This is a genomic window from Selenomonas sp. AB3002, from assembly GCF_000702545.1.
GTDB lineage: Bacteria > Bacillota > Negativicutes > Selenomonadales > Selenomonadaceae > Selenomonas_B > Selenomonas_B ruminantium_A.
In genome coordinates this window covers 550,977-575,414 of record NZ_JNIO01000002.1, presented here as the reverse complement: position 1 = coordinate 575,414, position 24,438 = coordinate 550,977, and the positions used below count along the sequence as shown (strand labels likewise).

General features: G+C 53.7%; 26 protein-coding genes. 18 read left to right on the top strand and 8 right to left on the bottom strand.

Annotation, left to right across the window (positions count from 1 at the left end; all coding sequences use genetic code 11):
• Positions 1 to 4: 4 nt before the first annotated feature.
• The 3 genes from P159_RS0102985 to P159_RS18255 all read left to right on the top strand — a co-directional run bounded on the left by P159_RS0102985 (position 5) and on the right by P159_RS18255 (position 3,110).
• Positions 5 to 1,117, top strand: a complete 1,113-nt coding sequence (locus P159_RS0102985) for an HlyD family efflux transporter periplasmic adaptor subunit (RefSeq protein WP_029541281.1) — start codon at positions 5 to 7, stop codon at positions 1,115 to 1,117.
• Positions 1,098 to 2,285 (top strand): ABC transporter permease, encoded by a 1,188-nt coding sequence (locus P159_RS0102980; protein WP_029541280.1) that lies wholly within the window; start codon positions 1,098 to 1,100, stop codon positions 2,283 to 2,285. Before P159_RS0102985 ends, P159_RS0102980 begins: the two co-directional genes overlap by 20 nt.
• A 261-nt stretch (positions 2,286 to 2,546) precedes the next feature.
• Positions 2,547 to 3,110, top strand: a complete 564-nt coding sequence (locus tag P159_RS18255; RefSeq protein ID WP_029541278.1) for a universal stress protein — start codon at positions 2,547 to 2,549, stop codon at positions 3,108 to 3,110.
• Between the two features lie 175 nt (positions 3,111 to 3,285).
• Here the strand turns inward: P159_RS18255 and P159_RS0102970 are convergent, their stop codons facing one another.
• The 3 genes from P159_RS0102970 to P159_RS0102960 form a co-directional block, all read right to left on the bottom strand.
• Positions 3,286 to 3,942, bottom strand: a complete 657-nt coding sequence (locus tag P159_RS0102970; RefSeq protein WP_029541277.1) for a hypothetical protein — start codon at positions 3,940 to 3,942, stop codon at positions 3,286 to 3,288.
• A gap of 101 nt (positions 3,943 to 4,043) precedes the next feature.
• Positions 4,044 to 4,223, bottom strand: a complete 180-nt coding sequence (rpmF, locus tag P159_RS0102965; protein ID WP_029541274.1) for a 50S ribosomal protein L32 — start codon at positions 4,221 to 4,223, stop codon at positions 4,044 to 4,046.
• A 330-nt stretch (positions 4,224 to 4,553) separates the two neighbouring features.
• Positions 4,554 to 7,046, bottom strand: coding sequence for a cell division FtsA domain-containing protein (locus P159_RS0102960; RefSeq protein WP_080705887.1), 2,493 nt, complete (start codon positions 7,044 to 7,046; stop codon positions 4,554 to 4,556).
• A 138-nt stretch (positions 7,047 to 7,184) separates the two neighbouring features.
• Here P159_RS0102960 and P159_RS0102955 point away from each other — a divergent pair, with 138 nt between their 5' ends.
• From P159_RS0102955 to panD, 4 genes are all read left to right on the top strand, one after another.
• Positions 7,185 to 8,435: a DAK2 domain-containing protein gene (locus P159_RS0102955; protein ID WP_029541270.1), complete on the top strand. Its 1,251-nt coding sequence runs from the start codon at positions 7,185 to 7,187 to the stop codon at positions 8,433 to 8,435.
• Between the two features lie 478 nt (positions 8,436 to 8,913).
• Entirely contained in the window at positions 8,914 to 9,864 is a 951-nt protein-coding gene (locus P159_RS0102950; RefSeq protein ID WP_029541269.1) for a bile acid:sodium symporter family protein, read from the top strand.
• Positions 9,865 to 9,878: 14 nt separating this feature from the next.
• Positions 9,879 to 10,742: a pantoate--beta-alanine ligase gene (panC, locus tag P159_RS0102945; protein WP_029541267.1), complete on the top strand. Its 864-nt coding sequence runs from the start codon at positions 9,879 to 9,881 to the stop codon at positions 10,740 to 10,742.
• A complete protein-coding gene (gene panD, locus P159_RS0102940) occupies positions 10,743 to 11,129 on the top strand; it encodes an aspartate 1-decarboxylase (RefSeq protein ID WP_029541265.1) in 387 nt (128 codons plus the stop codon). It abuts the gene before it with no gap.
• Between the two features lie 68 nt (positions 11,130 to 11,197).
• On the opposite strand, the gene P159_RS0102935 is transcribed toward panD, so the two are convergent.
• Positions 11,198 to 11,719, bottom strand: coding sequence for a PilZ domain-containing protein (locus tag P159_RS0102935; RefSeq protein WP_029541263.1), 522 nt, complete (start codon positions 11,717 to 11,719; stop codon positions 11,198 to 11,200).
• Between the two features lie 252 nt (positions 11,720 to 11,971).
• On the opposite strand from P159_RS0102935, the gene P159_RS0102930 reads away from it, so the two are divergent.
• The 4 genes from P159_RS0102930 to P159_RS0102915 all read left to right on the top strand — a co-directional run bounded on the left by P159_RS0102930 (position 11,972) and on the right by P159_RS0102915 (position 14,920).
• Complete coding sequence (locus P159_RS0102930; protein ID WP_051650067.1) at positions 11,972 to 12,826, top strand: GTPase; 855 nt, start codon at positions 11,972 to 11,974, stop codon at positions 12,824 to 12,826.
• A gap of 25 nt (positions 12,827 to 12,851) precedes the next feature.
• Positions 12,852 to 13,787: a hypothetical protein gene (locus P159_RS0102925; RefSeq protein ID WP_029541260.1), complete on the top strand. Its 936-nt coding sequence runs from the start codon at positions 12,852 to 12,854 to the stop codon at positions 13,785 to 13,787.
• Between the two features lie 66 nt (positions 13,788 to 13,853).
• The gene (locus tag P159_RS0102920) at positions 13,854 to 14,351 is read left to right on the top strand and encodes a nitroreductase family protein (protein ID WP_029541259.1); all 498 of its coding nucleotides are present in this window, start codon (positions 13,854 to 13,856) and stop codon (positions 14,349 to 14,351) included.
• A 158-nt stretch (positions 14,352 to 14,509) separates the two neighbouring features.
• A complete protein-coding gene (locus tag P159_RS0102915) occupies positions 14,510 to 14,920 on the top strand; it encodes a hypothetical protein (RefSeq protein ID WP_029541257.1) in 411 nt (136 codons plus the stop codon).
• Positions 14,921 to 15,046: 126 nt separating this feature from the next.
• Here the strand turns inward: P159_RS0102915 and yqeB are convergent, their stop codons facing one another.
• The 4 genes from yqeB to queF all read right to left on the bottom strand — a co-directional run bounded on the left by yqeB (position 15,047) and on the right by queF (position 19,201).
• Positions 15,047 to 15,904, bottom strand: coding sequence for a selenium-dependent molybdenum cofactor biosynthesis protein YqeB (gene yqeB / locus P159_RS0102910; protein WP_051650066.1), 858 nt, complete (start codon positions 15,902 to 15,904; stop codon positions 15,047 to 15,049).
• A 962-nt stretch (positions 15,905 to 16,866) separates the two neighbouring features.
• Positions 16,867 to 17,526 (bottom strand): TatD family nuclease-associated radical SAM protein, encoded by a 660-nt coding sequence (locus P159_RS0102905; protein WP_029541251.1) that lies wholly within the window; start codon positions 17,524 to 17,526, stop codon positions 16,867 to 16,869.
• Positions 17,527 to 17,701: 175 nt separating this feature from the next.
• Positions 17,702 to 18,532 carry a pyridoxamine kinase gene (locus tag P159_RS0102900; RefSeq protein ID WP_029541249.1) on the bottom strand — a complete coding sequence of 277 codons (831 nt, stop codon included), beginning with the start codon at positions 18,530 to 18,532 and terminating at the stop codon, positions 17,702 to 17,704.
• A gap of 177 nt (positions 18,533 to 18,709) precedes the next feature.
• Positions 18,710 to 19,201, bottom strand: coding sequence for a preQ(1) synthase (gene queF / locus P159_RS0102895; protein ID WP_029541247.1), 492 nt, complete (start codon positions 19,199 to 19,201; stop codon positions 18,710 to 18,712).
• Between the two features lie 131 nt (positions 19,202 to 19,332).
• On the opposite strand from queF, the gene P159_RS0102890 reads away from it, so the two are divergent.
• The 7 genes from P159_RS0102890 to flgN all read left to right on the top strand — a co-directional run bounded on the left by P159_RS0102890 (position 19,333) and on the right by flgN (position 24,418).
• Positions 19,333 to 20,016, top strand: a complete 684-nt coding sequence (locus P159_RS0102890; RefSeq protein ID WP_185753583.1) for a phosphoribosyltransferase family protein — start codon at positions 19,333 to 19,335, stop codon at positions 20,014 to 20,016.
• 124 nt (positions 20,017 to 20,140) lie between these two features.
• Positions 20,141 to 21,829 (top strand): biosynthetic-type acetolactate synthase large subunit, encoded by a 1,689-nt coding sequence (gene ilvB / locus P159_RS0102885; RefSeq protein WP_029541243.1) that lies wholly within the window; start codon positions 20,141 to 20,143, stop codon positions 21,827 to 21,829.
• 26 nt (positions 21,830 to 21,855) lie between these two features.
• Positions 21,856 to 22,356 carry an acetolactate synthase small subunit gene (gene ilvN / locus P159_RS0102880; RefSeq protein WP_029541241.1) on the top strand — a complete coding sequence of 167 codons (501 nt, stop codon included), beginning with the start codon at positions 21,856 to 21,858 and terminating at the stop codon, positions 22,354 to 22,356.
• Between the two features lie 188 nt (positions 22,357 to 22,544).
• Positions 22,545 to 22,955 carry a flagellar protein gene (locus P159_RS0102875; protein WP_029541239.1) on the top strand — a complete coding sequence of 137 codons (411 nt, stop codon included), beginning with the start codon at positions 22,545 to 22,547 and terminating at the stop codon, positions 22,953 to 22,955.
• Between the two features lie 139 nt (positions 22,956 to 23,094).
• Positions 23,095 to 23,379, top strand: coding sequence for a flagellar biosynthesis anti-sigma factor FlgM (flgM, locus tag P159_RS0102870; RefSeq protein ID WP_029541236.1), 285 nt, complete (start codon positions 23,095 to 23,097; stop codon positions 23,377 to 23,379).
• A gap of 32 nt (positions 23,380 to 23,411) precedes the next feature.
• A complete protein-coding gene (locus tag P159_RS0102865) occupies positions 23,412 to 23,891 on the top strand; it encodes a flagellar protein FlgN (RefSeq protein WP_029541235.1) in 480 nt (159 codons plus the stop codon).
• Positions 23,892 to 23,920: 29 nt separating this feature from the next.
• Positions 23,921 to 24,418, top strand: a complete 498-nt coding sequence (gene flgN / locus P159_RS0102860) for a flagellar export chaperone FlgN (RefSeq protein ID WP_029541233.1) — start codon at positions 23,921 to 23,923, stop codon at positions 24,416 to 24,418.
• The last annotated feature ends 20 nt before the right edge of the window (positions 24,419 to 24,438 follow it).

Sequence of the window (24,438 nt, the reverse complement as noted above, 5' to 3'; positions counted from 1 at the left end):
GAGAATGAACAGCAATGAAAAAGCCAAGCGGGTGGGCATAGTCTTTATCCTGCTTCTCATTATCGGGGGCGTGGCCCTGATGTATACGGGCAATGATGCCATTGTCCAGGGCATGAGCAAGAAGGAGGGCATCCTCACTGCCGAGCAGGTGAAGATGTCCTTTGATTCTGTCAGCGGGCGCCTCATCAGGGAAGGTGTCAAGGAAGGGGACATGGTGAAGAAGGGTGATATCATCATGGAGCTTGACCCCACAGACACGGACCTGGCCATTGAAAAGCTTAAGGCCCAGATTGCCCAGATGGAGGCCCAGATAAACTCCACCTCCGGTACCATGGGCATCAATTTCAACCGGGCCAATACTGCCGAGACCCAGAGCTTCCGTCAGATTGACCAGCAGAAGGCGGCTGTGTCCAGTGCTCAGGCAACCCTGAAGAATGCAGAAATCAATTACAACCGCACTGCGGCGCTGGTACAGGCGGGAGCCGTGGCCAGGGCCCAGCTGGACGATGCAACCATGAACCTGCAGGTGGCTCAGGAAGCTGTAGCCCAGCAGCAGCAGGTCCTGCAGAGTCTCCTGGGGGGCGCCGTGGACACAGGCAGCACTGACAGCCTGAGCCTGCCCACCATTGCCAACGAGCGGGATTCTGCTGCCAACATGGCCAATGACATCGAGGCCCTGCGCCAGCAGAAGGCCCAGCTGGAAGTGCAGCTGAAGGAACTCATGGTAGCCAAGGAACGCCTGGTGCTCCGCGCTCCTGAGGATGGCAAGATCCTGAAGGTCCTGGCCAAGGAAGGGGAGATGATTTCTCCCTCCACCCCTGTGGTGCTGCTGGAAAGCAGCCGCAGCTACTATGATATCTACATCAGTGAGGAGCAAGCCCAGCATCTGGCCGAAGGAGATGCGGTGACAGGAGAATCTGTGGCCGGGGAAAAGAAGGTCACGGGCACTGTGCGCCTGCTCACCAAGGCCCCTGGCTTTGCTGACCTCAAGCAGTCACGTGAAAAGGGCCAGTCCGACCTCACAGCTTTCCAGGTGCGCATTTACATCGACCCCCAGGAGGGCATTATCCCGGGGATGACCATTGGGGTGAAAGACAGTGAATTCACTAAGAGATGAGATAAAGTTCCTGTTCTCCGGGCAGGGCATGCCCTATGAAAAGGTGTGCATCATGGTGGCCATGGTCATTTCCGTGGTGCTGTCGGTACTGCTGTCCGGCAACTTCGGCAAAGATGTGGAAGTGGTGGTCATTGACCTGGATAATTCTGCCTATAGCCGGGATTTGACCAACAGGATTGACGCGTCAGAGTACATGCAGGTCACGGCAGTGCTGAATACCCCCGTGGACCCCAAGGAACTCATGTACCGGGATCAGGCCTATGCGGTGGTGTATTTCCCCCAGGGGCTGGAAAAGGACCGCTATACGGGAGTGGAGACTAATATCGGTGTGTTCTACGATACCACCAATCCAGCCACTACATCCAATATCAAGGTGGCGCTGAATGAGATTGTCGGCATGGATAATGCCGTGGCAATGGGAGATACAGGCAGCACCAATGACACGCTGATGGGGAGCCTGAGCCTGGCAGACAGGATACTGTTCAACCCCCAGGAATCCACCAGCAATGCCACTACCATGAACTTCCTGTTCTTCTTTGGCGCCATGTTCTTCACCTTTGCCACCATCGGCATGATACCGCGCCTGCGCCTGACCGGGCAGCTGGATAGGACCCTCATGGAAGGCAATCCCTGGGATCTCATCCAGCGCTTGCTGCCCTATGCAGGCTGCCTGATCGTTTCCTGGGTGGTGGGCCTGGCGGTGCTGCGCCTTTGGGGAGATTTGAATTTCTCCGGCCATCTGGTGACTTTCCTGTTTCTGGAAATCTTTGTAGTCATGGTGGTGGGCATGCTGAGCCTCCTGTTCGGCTGGACGGCGGCCAATCCGGGCATTGCCTCCTCCCGCATGATCCTCTTCATCCCCGGGGGCTTCATCCTGGGCGGCCCCACAGGGCCGGTGACTTCCTTCCAGGATTGGGTGGTGACCCTCAGCCATGTGTTCCCCCTGACCTGGGAGTTCCACTTCACCCGGGACATCATTTCCCGGGGAGCGGGGCTTTTGGACATCACTCAGGAGATAGGGGCCTTCATGCTCTATATGGCGGCTGTGATCATGCTGTTCTGCTGGAGGTTCTATAGCGCCAAAAAGGCAGCTCAGAAGCGGCTGGAGAATGCAGACGAGCATCAGCATAAACTGGACAAGCTGGCGGCAGAGATTGTAAGCAAGTAAATATAGTAAACGTCATTATGAATGACAACATAGCCTTCCACTCTGGGGAAGGTGTCAGTCCGAAGGAATGACGGATGAGGTGGGGCGTTACAAGGCATTACAACATTAACTTGTTAGGTCGCACCTCATCCGCCCCTTCGGGGCACCTTCCCCAGAGGGGAAGGCTTTTGCACGTTATTGTCTTTTCGATAGGCAGGATTTTTTTCTTTTTGTGGATAATTATTACATAGACGATTGAATTGACAGAAAGGGCGGGTCTACATGGCAGAGAACACAACAGAAAAGAACGCAGAGGAACTGATCGAGGAAATACAGAACCGTCCCAGGCAGGAGCGGAAGATGGAGTGCAAGCGCATCCTGGTGCCCACAGACGGCTCCGGCCAGGCTTTCAAGGCAGTGAATCAGGCCATACATCTGGCAGCCGTGACGGGGGCGGAAATGACGGTGATGATGGCGGTGGATCTGAACCGCAATATCTCTGCCTTTGAGCAGGTGAGCCTCTCCGGCTATATCCCCGCCGAGCTGAAGGTAGCCGCCTTCCAGTTCCTGGCAGACCTCATGCATGTCATTCCCCCGGAAGTCAATGCCCACACCAGGGTGGAGATAGGCGACCCCGGCGAGTGCATTGCAGATGTGGCGGAAGAAGAAGAGAGCGACCTCATCGTCATGGGCTGCCGCGGCTTCGGCACCATACGCAGTCTCCTGGTAGGGAGCGTGTCAAACTACGTCATGCAGCATGTGGAGTGCCCCGTGCTGCTGGTGAAGGGGATGCCAGATGATTGGGATGATGAGGACAATTTCCGGGTGAATAAGGGGAAGGAGTAAGGGGGTAAAAATATTTGAGAAAAGTTTTCAATAAAGTATTGACAATGAATATCATTTACTGTACTATAAATACAGGCTTTCGTTAAGCTCTCCTAAATACAATACACAGCCAAAAAGCGGCCGTACTGCTCATACGGCCGCTTTTTGGTGTGTGCAATATATTTATGCTCTGAGGTTATTCCGTCATAGCCATCCTGATTTTGGTGGCTTCTTTCTCTACCTCGGCCAGGCCTTTCTTGATGCCCTTTTCTATGGCGTGGCCGGAGTCGCCCATGCCTGCGTAGTAAGAGGTGGATTTGCCGGTGGTCATGGCGCGCTTCATGTAGATGAAGTCATTCTTGGATTTGGACCAGATGCGGAAGTCCATGGTGACATTGACCTGCTGTCCGGCGGAGAACCAGTCCACTTTGATCTGGGGGACGCTGTTGGTGATGCGGATGTAGACCAGATAATCGGAGCCGAAGTGGTCATTCAGGGTTGCTAGGTCGTTTTTCTTGAGGGTGAGATCGCGCATGCCATTGCCTGCGGTGTATCCATCGTCAACACTGGCAGCCTGACAGTGTTCTTCGCGGTAAACCTGCACATAGGCTTCGTTGTCTTCGATGGGCTGGATTTTGTAGATGGACTTGTTGGGAAAGATTTTGTCCAGGGATTCCTTGATGGAAGTGTAGACTCTTTCAGGTTCTGCAGCGTAGCCTGCCGGGGTGTCCAACACCACGGAGATATTAGTAGTCTTGGCATTAAGGGTGCTGAGGTCAATGGCGGCTTCTGCAGCGGGAACATTGCAGCATATGATGACAGCTGCCAGAAGCATAAAGATTTTTTTGAACATGCAAATCATCCTTTCGCGGTATGTGAGATGAGAATTGTGGTGCGGGGAAGCAGGCAAATGAAAAAGACCCGGCAGATAATCCGACGGGTCTTTGACTTTGCTTACTCAGCGGCCTGGATTACTTCCTTGCCATCGTAGTAGCCGCATTCGGTGCAGACATGATGGGGGAGCTTAGGCTCGTGGCACTGAGGGCAGGACACGAAGCCAGGGGCCTCCAGTTTCCAGTTGGCACGGCGGCTGTCGCGGCGGGCCTTGGACATTTTTCTCTTTGGAACTGCCATTTTTGGTTCACCTCCGGTGTGATGCAATACCGGAAATTCTCCACAGACAATTTGGTTGATGCTGAATGGAATATTTCTCGGTTACAGTTTTCGACACATAAAGCAATTATAACTGTTTTTGGCTAGTATTGCAAGAAAAATTTACGGGGCAGTGCTAAGGCGTTCGGGGCACAGGCATAGCAACGCTTCACTTGGAAATTTACCATAGAATCTAAGCTCCCACTGCGTGCAGCTCTGCTTCGCAGTGCTGCACTTGTGCTCGCTAAGATTTATGGTAAATTTCCACACGTTCCGCTTATGCTATGCCTGTGCCCCTCACTTGATTTTTCCTTAATCGTGGCGGATGAAGTCTTCGATAGTTACCTTGCGCTCAGGCAGGCCGGCGTTCAGTGATGAGAGCTTGGGGGCGGTGGTGCCTTTGTCCGTCAGGTGGGGATTGTCACGGTCCAGGCCGGAGGTGGGGGGATGGATGCCGTCTCCCAGGGGGGCAATCTTCACTTCCAAGGTGTCGCCGTTCTTCACCGGGTCGGTGAAGTCTACGGGTTGACCGTTCACCAGGATGGTGAAGCTCACCCGGCTGGTGGCAGAGGGGGGATTGAAGTTCACGGCCAGCAGTGCATCGCTGACGGTGACGGAGGCCTTGGCGGAGCGCTGGAAGCGCACGTCACAGCCATCGTCCAGGATGGTGCCGGTGCTGGCTTTGCGGCCGTTCACTGTCAGTTCCAGGCTGCCGCAGGGGATTTTGCATTCATTTCCTTCATAGTAGATGGTGATGGCGGTGTCCGTGTCCTTGAGTTTCAGCACATCGCCCAGTTTTGGCTCATCATGGGGGATGTAGTCGATGTGGTCTCCCTCATGGATGGGCTGGGAAATGGTGGCTGGGGCATCCTCCAGCAGGATTTCCGGGGTACAGGTGTAGACACTCTCGGTGCCGTTCAGCTTGTAGCTGATGCGGCGTCCCTGGGGCGGGTAGCCTGCGGCCTGCAGGGCCTCTCCCAGGCTCTTGAATTCCCGGTTCTCGATGATGTCACCGTCTTTCAGTTGGCGGTCAGGAGCGGATTCCTCGCCGTTGACCGTGACTTTCTGGCGCAGGTGGTTTTCCCTGCCGTTGATGTAGACGGTGTATTCCTGGCCGCTGGTGACGAGATCCCCCAGATAGATTTCCGGGGTGAAGCCATCCTTGCCGGGTACGATGCCTATGCGGCTGCCATCGTGGATGATGGTGTCCAGCGTTGCGTCTTCTCCGTCCAGCGTGACCTTGGCCAGGCTGCCCATGGTACCGGGGAAGGATTTGCGCTCTCCTCCCAGGCTTACCATGAGGCCCAGGCCGGGACGGCCGTTGTATTTCTTCAGGCTGATGCCGGCGTTCAGCAGGGCATCGGTGATGGTGAGGTCGCGGAAGTTGAAGAGGCTGTATTCCTCATTGTTCACATAGACCGTCAGGAAGTGCAGGGTGTTCTGGGAAGCAATCTGCAGGATGCCCAGGGGGGTCACCGCATCGGGTTTCTGCAGTTCTTCCGGCAGGCCCTCCATGTCCACTACCTTGTCGGGATGGCGCACTGCCACGCGGCTGATGGGCATATCCAAAGCTGATGCCACATATTCCTGCAGATGAGGAGTGAGGGAGCCGCCTCCCACCAGCATGACTGCCTGTGGAGCTTCGCTGTTGAGCTCCAGTATCTGCTTGGTGATGGCATTGGCCAGATTCTCCACGTTGGGCAGGATGGGCTCGATGACTTCTTCGGCGGTGAGGTTGTACTCCATGCCCAGGATATCTGTGAAGGTGACATTTTCTCCTATGGCAGCCTGTCTCTTGATGTGTTCTGCCACGTTGAAGTCCAGCAGGAACTTCTGGGAAATTGCCTCGGTGATTTCATCGCCAGCCAGAGGCACCATGCCGTAGGCGGTGACGGAGCCGTTCTTGGTGATGGCCACGTCGGAGGTGCCTGCGCCGATATCCACCAGCACCAGATTCAGATGGCGCATGGTGGGCGGTATCAGCACGTTGATGGCGGCGATAGGCTCCAGGGTCAGGGCGCGCATTTCAAGGGAAACGGCGTGCAGGGCAGACTGCATGGAGTCAATGACCTGGCGGGGCAGGAAGGTGGCGATGACCACGGCCTTGGCCTTCTTGCCCCGCTGGCCGATGAGGCTCTTGAGCTGGATGTCGTCCAGGATGTAGCGCACGGTGCTGTAACCCACGCAGTAGTATCTGGTGGGGTCCTCAAGGGTCTGGCTGTCAGCCAGGAGCTTCTGGGCAGCCTGCACGCCTGCAAAGTCCAGATCCTGTTGCAGCTGGGCGGAGATGACGCCGTTCACTACCATCTCTGCTTCAGCGGTCATGGTGTAGAGGGCGCGGCCTGCGGCTGCTACAGCGGCAGTGCGCAGGGGACCGTATTTCTCGTCCAGGGGGCCCTTGACTTTCTCGATGATGGCAGCTACCTGGGGCACATCATGTATCTGCCCGTCCAGCATGGCCCGGGTGATATGTTCCTGGCGGTGGGTGCCCACGATGTGCAGTTTGCCCTCCTTGTCCCGGTCAGCCACCACGCCGATGACACTGCGGGTGCCGATATCCAGGGCGAAGATGCGCTCCACGATTTCTGCAGGCGCTTTCTCTTCCTGAGAGAATCCTGCCGGAGGGGCAGGGACTTTGGCAGGGCTTTCTGCAGCCGCTGCCTGGTTTTCTGCTTTTATGGTTTTGTCTTCAGTGGAGGGGGCTGCTTTGGCAGAAGCCTTTTTGGCAGGGGCCTTCACCTTGGCATTTTCCTTGATTTTAGCCGTGTCCTTGTTATTTCCAGCTTGGCTTTTTATATTTGGCATAGGCGTCTCCTCAACTCATGTTGATATTTTTCATAAGTATCTTACTACATTTTGAAGGAATATGACTACTATTTCGAGAAAAATAGAGTATAATCCTGTTATAAGATAAAAAAACAACGCAGAAATGGACGTGATATTATGACGGGCAATAAAGAAGTTATTACTGGCAGTGATTTCAAGCGTATGGTGACGGGGGCTTACAGCGAATTCTTGCTGGACTATGAGCAGATAAATGCCATGCCTGGGGCGGGCAGCCTGCCGGGCACCCATGTCCTTCATACCATGGGGGCGGCGGTGATGCCGCTGGCAGAGAGCAAGGATGGCAGCATCGGGGGGCTTGCCCGCCGTGTCAGTGCGGCGGCGGTCTTCGGCGCCCGGGGCAATGCGGGCGTAGTGCTGGCCCAGCTTTTCCGCGGTCTGGGCAAGGGGCTTTCAGGCAAGTACAACGCCACCTCTTCAGAGTTTGGCAAGGCCTTCCAGTATGGCATCCTCTACGCCCAGCGCATTATTCCTGAGAATATGGAGCGGCCCATCATCACCGTGGCAAAGGCTGTGGCCAAGGGGGCCTATCATGCAGTGCGCGCCAACATGCCTATCACGGAAATCCTGGAAAAGGCCATTGAGGCAGGGCAGGAGTCTATGGAAGGCATGGAGGCAGATGCAGGTGCCCGCATCATGTTCACTTTCCTCAGGGGATGCCTGCGTGGTCTTGACGGCAATTTCGTTTCCCCTGCGGTGAGCCTTTCTCTGGGGCTTGAGTCCAGGCAGCCGGGCCTGCCCGATCCCAGAGAGGATCTTGTGCGCCCCTATTGCGTGCGCTTTGCCATCAAGAATGCCAAGATAAACATGAAGGAACTGGAAAAATCTTTCAAGGACTTCTCCAGCTTTGTGCTGACGGAGCGCCAGGGGGACAGGGTGCTGGTGCACCTGCATACGGACCATCCCGGCGAGGTCATCGAGCATGCCGTGGGCTGGGGTCCTTTGAAGGAAGTCCATGTGACCAATATGAGCGAGGGCCATGCACTCACCATGCACGGCGCCCTGTCGGCTGTGGCAGTGCTGGCTGTGGCTGGCAACAAGATACAGGCCCGTGAGCTGCAGGAGAACGGGGTGCAGCTTATCGTGCGGGGCAGCGAGGAAGAAGGTCCCAGCGTAGCCGAGCTGGTGAGCGCTGCTCATAGCGACCTGGCTGCCAGCTATGTCATGGTGGCCTGGCACAGGGATTTCTGGCTGGCTTATCGTCAGGCCAAGCGCCTCCTGGGCAACCGGGTGGAACTGGTGCTGCTGGAAAGCAAGGCACAGCAGGCAGAAGCACTGAAGGCCTTCAATCCCAAGCACAGTGCTGCTGAAAACGCCAAGGCCATGCTGGCGGCGGCCAAAACCAACTGATGCATCTCCTAGGCGTGTTGAAAAACGGAAACTGTCCGCTGTAGCGTGCAGGTGGAGTTTTTCAACACGCCTTAGTTGCATGGGGAGGGCAGTTGTGCTAGAATCAAGAACGGCAAGAGATGACATCACGAAGGTGAGTTATACTTTTCCGTTATAAATGTTTCAATACACTTGGCTGAAGGCTCATGCTCAGATTCATGGAACTGAGACAGGGGAATAGCATGGCCAATGATGACGGGATACGTGTACGCCCTTTGCTTGGTGCGCCGATTTTTCGGCCCCTTGCAAAGGGCGTTTTCTTTTGCCTCCGTTATATTTTTATAAGGCCATTGTTCCAGTTTTGCCGAAGGCAAAACTTCCTCTTGGCCTTTCAACGAGGCGGGAGATATTAACTCACCGCCTGTTAGTAAGTTACCGCCCCCCACTTATAGAAGTAGGGGACATCTTGTACTCGTTATATTTTGAGGAGGTTTTTCGTTTGGAAAAAATCTGCAAGACCATTGTGGACAGCATGGCCTTTCTGGTCATCGGCGTGGCGGTGCTGGGGATAGCTTATCCCCCTGCCCTGACCTGGGTGGGCCCCTATATCCCCTTTATGCTGGGGCTGGTGATGTTCGGCATGGGCATGACTCTGTCGGTGGATGATTTCAAAGGCGTTTTGCAGCACCCGCTGGAAGTGGGCATTGGTGTCTTTGCCCAGTTCCTGCTGATGCCCCTGATTGCCTGGGGGCTGGTGAAAGCCTTCGGTCTGCCGCCGGAACTGGCCATCGGTGTGGTGCTGGTGGGCACCTGCCCCGGCGGCACTGCTTCCAATGTCATCGCCTACCTGGCCAGGGGGGATGTGGCCCTGTCCGTGTCCATGACTATGGTGACTACGCTCCTGGCCCCCTTGGTGACACCTGCCCTCACTTATTTCCTGGCGGGAGCCTGGATTGAGATTTCCATGTACGCCATGATGGTTTCCATTGCCCAGATGGTGCTGGCTCCCGTGTTGCTGGGGCTTTTGGTGCACCACTATTTCGGCAGTATCGTAGAGAAGGTTTCTCCTCTCCTGCCTGTGTTCTCCGTGGCTATGATTGTCACCCTGGTGGGCGGCGTGGTGGCCCTGAGTGCAGGGAAGCTCCTGGAGGTAGGGGCTCTCATGGCGGCAGTGGTGGTCCTGCACAACGGCTGCGGCCTGGCCTTGGGCTATGCTTTGGCCCGCACCTTCAAGCTGGACAGCAGGAAGTCCCGCACGGTGTCCATTGAGGTGGGTATGCAGAATTCCGGCATGGCAGCTTCCCTGGCCCTCTTGTACTTCTCTCCTGCGGCAGCCATTCCCGGCGCCATCTTCAGTGTCTGGCACAATATTTCCGGGTCGCTGCTGGCAAACTTCTTCGCCCGTCGGGAGGATAAGGAAGAAAAAGCAGAACGTGTCTTGAGCTTGTAAGGAGTATGAGAGATATGAAGATACTTAGAACCATTGAGGAAATCAAGGAATTTGCTGCAGAGGCTGTCAAGGGGAGCAAATCCATCGGCCTGGTGCCTACCATGGGAGCACTCCATGAGGGGCATCTGACCCTTATGCGGGAGGCCAGGAAAGCCTGCGATACAGTGATAGCTTCCGTCTTTGTGAACCCCACCCAGTTCGGTCCCAATGAGGACTATGAGGCCTATCCGCGGAAGTTCGAGGAGGACTGCAGGAAGCTGGAAGAAGCAGGCATTGATGCGGTGTTTCATCCTGAGCCTGAGGAGATGTATCCTGAGGGGTATACTGCTTATGTGACAGTGGACGGAGATATCACCAACAAGCTTTGCGGTGCCCGCCGTCCCGGCCATTTCCGCGGGGTGGCCACGGTGCTTACCAAGCTCTTCAACCTCTCCCGGGCCACGGATGCCTTCTTCGGCCAGAAGGATGCCCAGCAGGTAGTGGTGGTGCGCCGGTTTGTGGAGGATTTGAACATCCCTGTCAATATTCACATGGTGCCCATTGTGAGGGAAGAGTCCGGCCTGGCCAGAAGTTCCCGCAATATGTACTTGTCTGCTGAGGAAAAAGAGGCGGCGCTGGTGCTGTCGAGAAGCTTGAAGAAGGCAGAAGAAGCTTTCAAGGCTGGCGAGAAGTCTGTCAGCGTTTTGAAAGACCTGGTGCGCGATGAAATTGGCAAGGAGAAGCTGGCGGAGATCGACTATGTGGAAATCTATTCCTTCCCGGGACTGGCTGAAATTGGGGAGGTAACTGAATCTGCCTTGCTGGCTATTGCGGTGAAGATTGGCAAGACCAGGTTGATTGATAACGTAATTCTCGGTTCTGAAAGGCAAGGTAGATAAATGTTCCTTCATTTGCTTAAATCCAAGATTCACTGTGCCACAGTGACGGAGGCGGATCTCCGCTACATGGGCAGCATCACCATTGACGAAGAACTCATGGAAGCGGCGGGCATCCTGCCTCATGAGCGTGTGCAGGTGGTGGACAACAATAACGGCGCCCGGCTGGAAACATACGTGATTCCCGGTCCCCGCGGTTCCGGGGTCATCTGCCTGAACGGTGCGGCAGCCCGCTGCGTGCAGCCAGGTGATGTGGTGATCATCATGGACTATGCGGTGTTCACTCCCGAAGAAGCCAGAGATTTTGAACCCACCGTGGTGATGGTGGATGAGAAGAATCACATAAGGGAAATACGTGGCAGGGAGAGCCACGGGGAAATACAGGCATGAAAAAAAGGTTTCCGCTCGGTAGGCGGAAACCTTTTTTGATGAAAATTTTCAGTTGCGGGCAGATGGCATCAATGGATGGCATCCGCAAGTTTCTGGGCGCGTTCTTCCTTTTCTTTCTCTGCTGCCTGTTCCTGCCGGGACTGGAAGATGGCGCGGCGCTGCTGCTCGAAGATGCTGGAGACCAGGCGGTCCCGCATACGGGTGGAGAGCTCGTCCAATACGCAGGCCAGCTTCCAGGCGGGGGGAGCTTCCTCTTCTGCATCCTCTTCCTCGATGGGCACTGCACGGACTACTGTCACATGAGTGTCCAGCTTTTCAATGATAGGCAGGTCTGTCAGGAGAATGTGCATCCTGTCGCCAGGGGCTGCCTGGCAGTCAGTGGTGAAGCACAGGCCGCCTCCGCTAATGTCGGTGAGATCTCCTACATGAGTGTCTAGTTCCTGGCCAATGTGGTCAAGAAGCTGCCATTCAAAGGGCTTGTCCAGGCGCACCCTGTAAAATTCCCTGGACTGGACAAAGCCGCCAGCGGCAGGCTTATCCTCAACCCTGCTGCTCTGGCTGGCGCCATTTCTTTTCAAACTTTCTTGCATAACAGAATCCCTTCCAAAACTTAGTTAAACCCTGATTAGATAGAATGGTTCCGATTAATATAGTACCAAAGTCCTAGGCACATGTCAATGAAAAGAAGTCTAAACAGGACAATTTCCCCTGCACTTCTGGGCAGATACAGGAGAAAATGTAGTTTATTTGGAAGTTTTGTGTTATACTATATGATAAATGTGAAAAATTTTTGGCAAGTGTGCCGAATTTTTAAAAAAAGAGAATTTTGGGAGTGATGGAGCGTGGGAATTCAAGAGGAGCAGGAGCTGGCGCCTTTTCGCATCGGCCTTTACGGCAGGCGGGGCAGCGGCAAGACATCACTGATAAATGCCTTGACCGGCAGGCATTCTGCCCTGGTGAGGGCGCTGCACCACAATGATATGGAGAGAGTCTACAAGGTTCTTTCCATCAAGGGGATAGGCCCGATAACCTTCAGTGAGACATCCGGCACTGATGACATGTGGAAGCATGACAATTTCGGTCAGGAGACTGCCAAGGCTTCCGTCAAGGAAACGGACCTTGCTTTGGTGTTGTTCCGTGAGGCAGATATGCACGGGGAACTCATCTGGTTCAAGCATTTTGAGAAGGCAGGCAAACCAGTGATTCCTGTGATCAGCCGGGTGGATGCCTTGGGGGATGGAGGCAGGGTGCTGGCCCGCATCGTGGAGCAGAAGACTGGGCAGGAACCCCTCTGCATCAGCGCCATGACTGGTGACGGCCTGCAGGAACTGAGGGAAGAAATCGTCAAGCGCTTTTCCGAGGTCTTTGGCGGCTATGCAATAAAGGGCAATCTGGTGGGAGAAGGGGAACTGGTGCTCCTGGTGAGTTCCCGGGAAATCCGCGGGGCCAAGAACAAGGAAAGCCTGCCGCAGTTCAAGCTTATCTGTGAGCTTTTGGGCAGGAAATGCCTGGTCATGAACTGTATCCCGGAAATGATGGAAGAGACACTTTCCAAGCTTGTGGAGCCGCCGAAGCTGATTATCACCGATGAAGGCCATCTGGACGAGGTGCGGGCTAAGAAGCCTGCAGACAGCATGCTTACATCCTTTGCAGTGCTCAGTGAGGATTGCACGGGAGAAGATGAATCAACAGACTGAGAAATCTGGACAAGAGGTGGACAGGATGATATTTACCAAGCGTCAAGCACGAAGACTAGCCATTATAGGGGTATGCACCTGCCTTTTGAGCGGGACGGCTTTCGTGGATGAAGCCGGGGCGGCAGCCATTGCCCAGGACTCCCAGACGGAGCAGCAAAGAGCCGCTGAGGCCTGGTATTGGCTTTCCTCTGATGACAAGTACAGCAAGTTCTTTGACCCTACATCTGTGGTGGTTGTGAAGGCTGCCAAGAAGGAAAATGGGGAGAAGGTGGCCACAGAAATCCAGGCCTGGATCAAGACAGGCTACAGCTATGGCGGTGCCAAGGAAACCATTGACAGCTACGGCATAGGTGCTGTGCTTCAGCCGGGGCAGCTTGCCTATAGTCTGGCTCAGGTAACCATCAACCCTCAGAACCGCAATATCCAGTATTTGAAAGAAGATTTCTATAATTCCAAGGGCGAAGTCGTTTGGTCTACCACCGAGGGCCGGGTCAAGGAGATAAACTCCCAGGAGTTCGACGAGGCTTACTATGACGCCGTGGTGGATGAGGTCTTCCGCGTGGGCGAAATGAAACGGGCAGCTGCTGAGGACCGCTGGATTGACCTCTGGAAGGATGAGTCTGAGGACGGCCAGGTCACCACTTCCACCGCTGATACCACTACTATGCGCATGAAGGGCTCTAACCTCATTGTCTGGGAGTGGCAGGAGACTAAGGACAAGAGCGGCAAGGTGCTGGAAATAAAGTTCGTGAAAAAGGCTGTGAATCTGGCTCAGGGTACGGAGCGCATTGTCATGGGGGATTACTGGAGCGGCGGCACTGGCTGGAAGCCCGTGGAAGATGAGTACGAGGGAGCCTATCGCGCCATCAACCCCAACGAGCCAGCCATCAAGGGTCTGACCCGCCTGCGGGCTTATGCAAAGGGGTACTCTACCTGGGTGAACAGGTACAGCCTGAAATAGTAGATGAGCCTACCCCATTTCACGGGGCAGGCTTTTGCTATATATAGAGTGAGGAGGTAATGCTTTATGAAGGAAATCTTTGCACGTGCCAGCGTTCGTTCTTATGAGGAAAGGCCGGTGGAAAAGGAGAAAATCGAGCAGCTGCTGAGGGCAGCTATGGCCGCTCCTACGGCTATGAACCAGCGCCCCTGGGAGTTCTATGTGGTGGAAAACAAGGAAGTGCTGGAGAAGATTGGCACGGCCAGCAAATATGCCTGGCCGGCAGGCAAGGCCCCGGCGGCTGTGGTTATCTGCTATCGGAAGGAAGGCAATCCTGCACCTGAGATGCTGGATATTGATTGTGCCATTTGTACGGAAAATATCTGGCTGGAGCTGACCCATTTGGGACTTGGCGGCCTGATGCTGGGGATTGCTCCTGTGGAGGAACGCATGAAGATAGTGGCAGAGGCTCTGGAGCTGCCTGACAGCCTGGTGCCCTTTACGGTCATTCCCTTCGGCTATCCCAAGAAGGAAAAGGAACGCCCTGACCGCTATGAGCCGGAGCGGGTTCACTGGCTTGAATGAAGCACTTTCATTCAGATTTAAAGTATTTTTTTAACGTTCTAATGAAATTTTAATGAAAAAATTTCATAAAACATTTAAGAAAATCCCTTGATCAAACGATATTAATAGTATGCAGGGCTGAATGCTTCCTGACATATAGATGAAAGGAGGTGTGCAAGATGACTATTAGTTCATTGAACGGGCTCAGCAGCATAAATCTCAATAATATCAGTGCGGCTTATAACCGTGAGCAGCAGGCTGTCCGGCCAGTAGTTCCAGAAATAGACAAGGAGGAAGACTCCAAGACTTTTGGAAATCTGCTGGCGGAGGTACAGAAAGCTGATGAAGTGCCAGAGTCAGGCGGATCTGCGGCTAGTACCATGACCCTTGCAGATGTCATGCCAAATGGTTCCCTGTTGGTACAGAAGGTAGACGGTGACCAGCTGATTGAGGAGAAAGTGCTGGACGTTGCGCGCATTCAGATTGATTTCGATCTTCAGGGAATGCCAGGGCAGGTCTTCCGTGCTTATATGGCAGGGATGGGCATTGCTACCGCGCCGGCAGGAGCCATCTTCAATGCATTCATCTGAGTTTAGCGAGGAAGCTGGACAGATGCCTGCATAAGGTAGGGATTGTGCGATGAAGGATTCGTCAGATAACGAAATACCAATGGAATAGGCCGCTGCCCAGGTACAGGCAGCGGCCTATTAGTTCTTTTAATTGATGCTGATATGGTTGAAGGGGAACTTGCTTTTCTTTGTGTCCTGGCTTTCCCATGCCATGATGGCGGTGAGGACGGAGCCGCCGATGCAGCGGGCTTTGTCGGAGATGGCAAAGCATTCCTCCCGGCTCATGTGGGGATGGATGTCGGCAATCTTCTGCCCCTTTTCTACCGTGAGGCCGCTGTGCACGGCTCCGCGGAGCATGCCGTCAATGGTGGCACAGACCTCCGTCTTCTTGCCCTTGGAGGTGATGACTGCCAGGGGCTCTCCTTTTTTCACATACATGGAGATATTCTGCAGGATCTTAACCTTGCCAGAGGCTGGGGCAAAGACCAGATGCTCAAGGTTGGCCGGATCGCCTACCAGGCCTCCGTCGCTCTGCTGGTCGCGGTAGGAGTAGCCTTCATATATGAGGCGGCCCAGGTTGTGGCCGCGCATGGTTTCCACCACCACATCCACATCGCGCCCGGCGCAGAAGCCGGGGCCGAGAGCCACCGTGTGGTCAGCCATCTCACGGTTGGTGCCTGCTACATTTTCATGGCGCAGCAGGGCATCTACCACTACCCGGGGCTTCAGTTCTTTGATGCTCTCGCCTTTGGGGTCGCAGAGCATGATGAGCTCGCCCTTCTTCACCCTCTGCTTCGCTTCTTTTACGTTCTGAGCCAGATGGCAGGTGAGCCTTTCCACAGTGGCCTCACCCCGGTAAATAGCATCGGCAAAGGAAACTCTGCGGCGGGTGGCGGTGGGCTGCTCCTGTTCCAGGATGATGACCCTAAGCCCCGCCTTGTACAGGCAATGGATGACCCCGGAAGCCAGCTCTCCGCCGCCCCGGACGATGACCAAATGTTTCATGGCAGTTGCTCCTCTTTTTGCACATACACTACATCGTACTCCGGGCCCCATGGATGGGGCCCTGTGGCCGTTGAATTTAGGACAAATTCAAGGCCGTAAACATGCCACTGGCATGTTTACTTCTTTTGGTTCATTTTCTTTGCGCCAAAGAAAATGAACAGCCGAAACTTGACTTTATAATTATAACGCAACGTCAGCGTGTTTGACAAAGACGAATTTTTTTTAAGAAATTATATCAAAACCATTGCAATAGTCTGAATAGAGTGCTATAATAATAATCGTAAAGAGGAGATGGATAGATAAGCCGAATGGGCATGAGTCCTAGAGGGTGATTGCTCCTCAGGGTGTCTACCAGCCGAAAAAGGCTCTCTTCAATCCCTTGCGTGAAAGGATGTGAGCGGTTATTGAAGATGTCTTGCCGCGAGCTTCCTTTGAGTTCCGGATAGCAGTGCAGAAGATGAAGTGAAAGCATCTGCCAGACAGAAAATGGGACGTGATGATGACTTGGTCGCCAGTCGTACCCAGAGCTAGGTGGATAAAAGGCACGAGGCCGGTTCCAAAGGGGTTCTCTATCCCGGGTATCTTTACGAATCATCGTTAGCCATTCGAAACCAAGGTAAACCAATCGGTATCCTATCGTTATCGGTAACGGCAAACGGTATGTGTGGTGTACACTGAAGTTGTGATGCTGAATCACTAATGTTTGGGCCAAGCAATCAAATACTTCGCTTCGGTTCCTGCTCGAGAGGGAGCCATGGCAGACAAGTGAATAAGAAGGGTAAAATTTTGATGGTTTCTACTGTATAAAAGCGGCTTGCGTATCCGATAAGATGCAAGCCGCTTTTTAGTGTGTATGCAATTATCGAACCCCGGGCCCCAGGGATGGGGCCCTGTGGCCGTTGAATTTAGGACAAATTCAAGGCCACGTTTTCTTTGCGCCAAAGAAAATGAACAGCCGAAACTTATGAGTTTTCATACGGACGCACCCGCAGTGTCAACCCTCTGCTCTCGCAGATTTTCCTGCACTTCTCAATATCTTCCTCGCTGGTCACATGATCAACGATAGTAAGTACCACATTTGGCACATATTCCTTGCAGTGCTCCGCGAAGGTCAGCATGCCCTCATAAGATTCCAGACCATATTTAGCCCGGGTCAGTTCATAATATTTCTCTGGAGAGGAGGCATTGAGGCTGATGGAAACAGTATCGAGGATGCCGCGGAAGGCAGAGGCTGTCTCATGTCCGTACTGCAGCTCGCTGAGTCCGTTGGTATTGACTCTGGTGGGATGCTCGGGGTAATTCTCCTTCACGAAGTGCAGCAGTTCCACCAGGGCAGGGAGACGCAGGGTGGGCTCTCCGAACCCGCAGAACACCACTTCGGCAATCTTGTCCCAGGGCAGGGCATTGAGTTCATTTTTCACTTCGTCAACGGTGGGCTCGCTTTTCAGCCAAAGGCTGTGCTCTTCAGCCATTTCCTTCATATTGCGCAGGCAGAAGGTGCAGGCGCAGTTGCATTTATTGGTAAGGTTCACATAGATATTGCGCTTGCCCTCCGGCTGTTCAGCCAGACTTTCTTCAATCGGCAGGTATCTGCCGCCCTTATGTGTAGCATAAACGATCATTTCTTATATGTTCTCCTTTTGGGGGCAATCTATCAAGTGAGGCTGGCGCCCATGGATGGGCGCCCTGACGGGCTTTGGATTCCGTGAAGGAATGCAGCCCCGTAAACATGCCACCGGCATGTTTACTTCTTTTGGTACTTTTCTTTGCGCCAAAGAAAAGTACAGGCCGCAGGCCTTACTTGAGTTCAGTCAAGTATTCTTCAAAAGGCAGTCCGTAATTCCATGGCTGTTCCAACTTCTCTGCGTATTGCAAACACCTGCTGATGAAGTCGGCTGCCTTCTGCACAGAACTTTCCAGTGTCTCTCCCTTGATCAGCGAAGCTGCCAGTATACCTGCAAAAGCATCTCCTGTCCCGCTTCTGTCATGGCCGATTTTGGGCACTTCCAGCAGGGTGCCACGCTCTGCCTCATAGATGAAGTTGCGGATGCTCTTGCCATCGGGAGTGCCCAGTCCTGTGATTACCACCTGTGAGGGGCCGCGCTCTGAGAGTTCTGCCGCCATGTATTCCAGGGTGTCAAAGGAAACCTGCCCGTCCTCAGGGTAGGGCACATCCAGCAGTTCGCAGGCTTCGGTAAGATTAGGAGTGATGAGGTCAGCTACCGTTAAAAGGCGCTTCATGCTCTGGCACATCTCGGGGGTGTAGGACTTGTAGAGCTTGCCGTAGTCACCCATTACCGGGTCCACCATAATGCGGGTGGACTTGCTTTTGAAGCGGCGGATGAAGTCCAGCACAATCTGTATCTGCTGCTCGGAACCGAGAAAGCCTGTGAGAATCCCATCAAAGGACAGGTGATTGGCCTCCCAGTTGTCCATATAGGGCCTCATGCGCTCTGTGTAATCGTCCAGATAATGCTCGGCAAAGCCTGTATGAGTAGAGAGAATAGCAGTAGGCAGTGGGCAGGCCTGGACTTTCAGAGCAGAGATCAGGGGAAGCTCCACCGTAACGGAGCACCGCCCAAAGCCGGTTATGTCATTTATCAGTGCAATGCGTTTCTGCCGTTTCAAATGCAGCCCCCCAGAATAATTGTATTATCCGAACCCTAGGGCCCAAGGATGGGCCCCGCGGACGCGGAAATCACAGGATGTGATTTCAGTCCGCGTAAACATGCCACCGGCATGTTTACTCTTTTGGTTCGTTTTCTTTGCGCCAAAGAAAATGAACAGCCGTAACCAAACAAAGAATCATCTATTGTCTACTTTATCAAGTGAGTAGAGGTCATGCTTGGCAAACCTCTCCCAGGCAAGTTGTTCGTACTTCGTCCCCGGCCGCCCATAATTGGCAAACGGGTCAATGGAAATCCCGCCTCTGGGCAGGAATTTGCCCCAGACTTCAATATACTTGGGATCCATCAGCTTGATGAGGTCCTTCATGATGACATTCACCACATCTTCATGGAAGTCGCCGTGGCTGCGGAAGCTTACCAGATAGAGCTTCAGGGATTTGCTCTCCACCATCTTGTGGTCGGGGATATAGGAAATATAGATGGTGGCGAAGTCTGGCTGACCGGTGATGGGGCAGAGGGCGGTGAATTCGGGGCAGTTGAATTTCACCCAGTAGTCATTGTCCGGGTGCTTGTTCTCAAAGGTCTCCAGAATCTCCGGGCAGTAGTCATAGTGATATTTGACCTTTTTCTCTCCCAGCAGGGTGATTTTCTCTTCGGCTTTGTCTCTCATAGCTTGCTCCTTACTTTAATACATTTTCTCTAATAATAAATCAAATGGCTTCTTAAATCAACGTTTAGCAGGAAAAGTGCCATTTAGGTCGAAGTTTGTATTCTGACGGTGAAAGAAGGGAGGCGTGCATTTTGCCGAAACTTAATGAGATGTCCCGGGACATACTGGGAAGCTTTTGGGATTTTCTCTTTCCCTCACGCTGCCCCATGTGTGGCCGATATGTGGCAGAGAGGAGTGGCTGGTGTCCGTCTTGCTTGCAGAAGGCTTTGACGGTGAGGAAGCTTGCCTTGCCTCCTGGTTCGCCCTTTGAGGAAATCTGGGCCTTGAGCTTTTACAAAGAGTATTTGCAGAAGCTGATCAAGGATTTGAAGTACCGCAGGAAGATGAGCACGCTGCCTTATATCAAGTCCCTGCTGCAGGGCTCGGAGCAGGAACTGGTGTGGCTGGCAGACAGTGATTTTTTAGCAGTGCCAGTGCCTCTCTTTGCCGACAAGGAAAAAGCCAGGGGCTTCAATCAGACGGAGAAGATTTTCGGCGAATGGCTGCAGGAGAAGGGCATATCCACGGTGCGGGGCCTTATCCGCAACCGTGAGACTATGGCCATGTATGGTCTTAGTCCTGCGGAAAGGGAGGAGAATCTGCGAGGGGCTTTTTCAGCAGTGGAGGAAGCTGGCGTGCCTTTGGTGCAGGGGAGGAAAATCCTGCTGCTTGACGATATCTTCACCACTGGCAGCACTATGGAAGCCTGCGGCAGGGTCCTGAAGGAGGCAGGGGCAGAAAGGATTGTTGGCCTGGTTTTGGCCAGCGACCATTGAAGTTGTGGTTGTAACATTGTATACAATAGGCTATACTATATGAGTGTATATTTGTAAATTGATGCTATACTGGACAAACAGTTGCACAATATGACGTAATATTGGAGGGGGCTTTGCATTGAAGATGAATGGTGCCCAGGCTGTACTGGAAAGCCTGAAAAAAGAAGGCGTGGAAGTGGTGTTTGGCTATCCCGGAGGAGCTGTGCTGACTCTTTATGACGCCGTATACAAGATGAAATTTCCCCATATCCTGACCCGCCATGAGCAGGGGGCAGTGCATGCTGCGGATGGCTATGCCCGGGCTACGGGGAAGGTGGGGGTGGTTTTCGCCACCTCCGGCCCCGGTGCTACCAACCTTATCACCGGTATTTCCACTGCCAGCATGGACTCTGTGCCTTTGGTCTGCATCACTGGGCAGGTGGCCAATCCATACATTGGCAAGGATTCCTTCCAGGAGGCTGATGTGTGCGGCATCACCACCCCCATCACCAAGCACAACTATCTGGTGAAAAAGGCCAAGGACTTGCCCCGGGTGCTGAAAGAAGCGTTCTTCATCGCCCGCACGGGCCGTCCCGGCCCGGTGGTCATCGATGTGGCCAAGGATGTCTTCGATACGGAGATTGACTACAAATATCCGGAGAAAGTTTCCCTCAAGGGTTACAGTGGTGAGTATGAAGGGGACGAAGCTGAGGTGGATGCGGTAGTGCGCGCCATCCAGAAGGCCAAGAAGCCCCTGATCTTCACCGGCGGCGGCGTGAATACTTCTGATACGGCGCAGGAACTGCGGGAAATAGTGCAGCGCCTGGGCGTCCCTGTCACCACTACCCTTTTGGGCATTGGCACTTACCCTGCTGATGGGGAGGGCTTTTTGGGCATGGCTGGCATGCACGGCAGCTACGGTTCCAATATGGCTATCCAGGAATGCGATTTGCTCCTTTGCATCGGCATGCGCTTCTCAGACCGGGTGACGGGCAAGGTAGCGGCTTTTGCACCTCATGCCAAGATCGTGCATTTCGAGCTGGATGCTGCCGAGGTGAACAAGAATGTGGAGGCGGACCTCAGAGTGCTGGGAGACCTGCGCTGGTCCCTGCCTTTGCTGAGGGACAAGCTCTCCAAGGCAGCCGATGATTTCAGGAGCCGTTTTGCCCCCTGGTTGGAGCAGGCTGTCGCCCGTGCCAAAGAGAAGCCCTTCGGATATTTGGAGGAAGGAGAACTCATCAAACCGGGCGCCCTGATTTCCAAGATAAGTTCTCTTATGCCCCGTGATACCATTGCTGTGACAGACGTAGGGCAGCATCAGATGTGGGCGGCCCAGTTCTTCAATGTCTACGAGCCACGCCACTTCCTCACCTCCGGCGGCCAGGGCACTATGGGTTACGGCCTGCCGGCGGCTCTGGGAGCAAAACTGGGTAAGCCGGACAGCCCTGTGGTGCTCTTTACAGGCGATGGCAGCATCATGATGAACTGTCAGGAGTTTGCCACCATTGCGGATAATGATATCGACCTCAAGGTGGTCATACTTCACAACAGCATCCTGGGCATGGTGGCCCAGTGGCAGCGGCTTTTCTACAGCCATCACTATTCCCAGTCCGAGCTCAAGGGCAAGACAGATTTCGTGAAGCTTTCCGAAGCTATGGGAGTGAAGGGCTATCGCCTGACTAAGAAGGAGGAACTGGAAACTGTACTGCCCAAGCTCCTTTCCGAAAAAGGCCCCATGCTCATAGATGTGATGGTGCCTGAGGACGAGGATGTGCTGCCCATGGTGCCGGGTGGCAAGCGTTTGGACCAGATGGTATTGGGAGGTAAGGACTGATGGGAGATAAAGTGCAGATGGAGAATATGCAGAAATACCTTTTGGCCATCCTGGTGGACAACAAGCCCGGTGTCCTCACCCACGTTTCCGGCCTTATCAGCCGCCGTGCTTTCAATATCGAGAGCATTTCTGCAGGTTACACCGAGGAGCCGGAAGTCACCCGCATCAACATCGTGGTGTCCGTGGAAAGCGACAGGGAGCTGGACCAGGTGGTTACCCAGCTTTCTAAGCTAATAGACGTCATCAAGATAGTGAACCTCACCAAGCTGCCCAGCATTGCTAGGGAGCTGGTGCTCATCAAGATCAAGGCTGGCAAGGAAAGCCGCGCAGACATCAAGAATATCGTGGAGATTTTCCGCGCGAAAATCGTGGACATCAGTCCAGAGAACGTGGTGGTGGAGCTTACTGGACAGCAGAGCAAGATTGACGGCTTCATCGATATGTTTGCCGACTATGAAATCATCGAGATTGCCCGCACCGGGGCAATTGCCCTCTCCCGCGGGCCTGTGCCAGTTAAAGAAATGTAAGATAACAATGTAACGGCGTCCATGGATGGTGCAAATGCCCCGGTGGGGCATTTGCTAAAAGCGGCCTTTCCAACATTAAATCCAAACCGAAAATAAAATTAGAGAAGGAATTTTAGTTATGTTGGCGAATAGACATAGCGACAGCTAAAATTGTCCGGTACATGTTGTGTGGAAGGGAGCGAAATTCAATGGCTGGAAAGGTAAAGAATTGTCCTCATTGTGGCAAGCTGTACGCTGATTACGGCGCACATATGTGCCGTGACTGTGAAGACAAGATGCGGGAGAAAGAAGCGGAAGTAGTGAACTATGTCCGCGACAATCCTAAGGCCAAGATTCTTGAAATCACCGAGGCTACAGGCTGCAGCGAGCAGCTGATCAAGAAACTTATCCGTGAAGGACGCTTTGAGCAGGTGGGCGTGAAGATGACCTACCCCTGCGAAAAATGCGGTGCCCCCATCCTCAGCGGCAAGTTCTGCCAGACCTGCAAGGAGAATATGCAGAAAGAACTCCAGAAGCAGGCGGCAGGTGTGGTGGCCGCCCGCCAGGCAGCCAGTGCCAATCGTGGCCAGGGCATGCATTCCAAGGATAAGGGCCGTTAATAGTAGAATATATGAGGATATAGAAGTAAAACAAAGATATTTTAAGATAATCTCATATAAAAGACCAAAAGCGGGAGTTAAGACTCCTGCTTTTTTTTTCGATAGAATGAGCAGAAGTATAAGAAGGTGGTGAAAAACGATGTATGTAAGCAACAACAGCGCTCTCCAGGCCCTGGCCAGTCTTTACAGCAACGATCAGGTAAAGAGCGTCAAACGCACCCAGCAGGCAGAGGGCACAAGCTTCAAGGATGAACTGGTTCTCTCCCAGGAGGCCCAGAGTTTCAGCGATATGCTGAATGAGCTGAAGACCATGGATGAGGTTCGCAGCGAGAAGGTAGATGTCCTTGCACAGCAGGTGAAGTCTGGTTCTTATGAGCCGGATGTAAAAGCCGTGGCAGAGCGCATCATGAACCTGCAGTTCTGAGAGGCTTGATTTAGGCTTTAGGGAGGCATTATATGTGGCAGGAATTACTCAAGATTCTAAGCAAGCTAAGCAGTGATTATGGTGTTGTGGCAGCCCTGGGCAAAGAGAAGCATAGAGCGCTGGTTGGGGTGGATATGAAGACCCTGGACAGGCTGATAAAGCGTGAGGCAGACCTTGCCTCCTCTATCCAGAAAACCGAGTCTGCAAGGCAGGAATTATGCTTGAAAATCATTAAGGCATATCCCTCCATTACTCCTGAAATGAAGATGCAGGAAGCGTATCAGCTCGCGGGCCCGCTGGCCGGCGAGCTGAAGAGCGCCCACGAAGCACTCACGAAACTGGTCGAGGATGTCAAATCCCAGGCAGAGATCAACAATATCCTTGCCATGGGGGCTCTGGGAGCCGTGAATCAGCGCCTGGGGCAGATTGGCGGTGTGTCAGTTGACCCAGTCTACGGACGGGGCGGCAGGGAAAATGTCAGCCACAGGCAGAATTTTGAATACGATGCGTAGTTTATATAGCAATCATCGAGGTAGGGCCTATGGAAAAGCAGGAAGCGGGAAAAGCCGCTATGAAGGAGGCCATTGCGCTCCTGAGGAAGCAGTTGTTACTGGGGAATAGCTGTGTGGATTGGCTGCGGGAAATGAAAGCAGCTTTGATTCATAATAGCGGAGCGGAAATCACGGGAACCGTCCAGGCTTTGGAACCGGCTCTGGGGGATTATGCCCGTCTGGAGGAAGAACAATCAGCTTTTCTCAGGGAGCAGGGAAGCCCACACATGTCGGCCTTTGTAGCCAGCCAGCCTGACTCTGTGGAAAGGGATGTGGCCTTTCGGCTGGTGGACAAGGTTAATGCTTTGGGCAGGACTCTCCGTGAGAGCATAGCCCTGAACCAGCAGCTCATGAGCCGCAGCAAGGAATACATAGACTTTCATGTGAATCTCATGAGCGGCGTTGATGCCGGCACTATCTACTCAGCTCCGGGAGGGCCGGGCAGAGATGGAGGCCGGGAAAGAAAGATGTTTGATTCCAGCGTCTAGGCGCTGTGCATAGAAAGAGG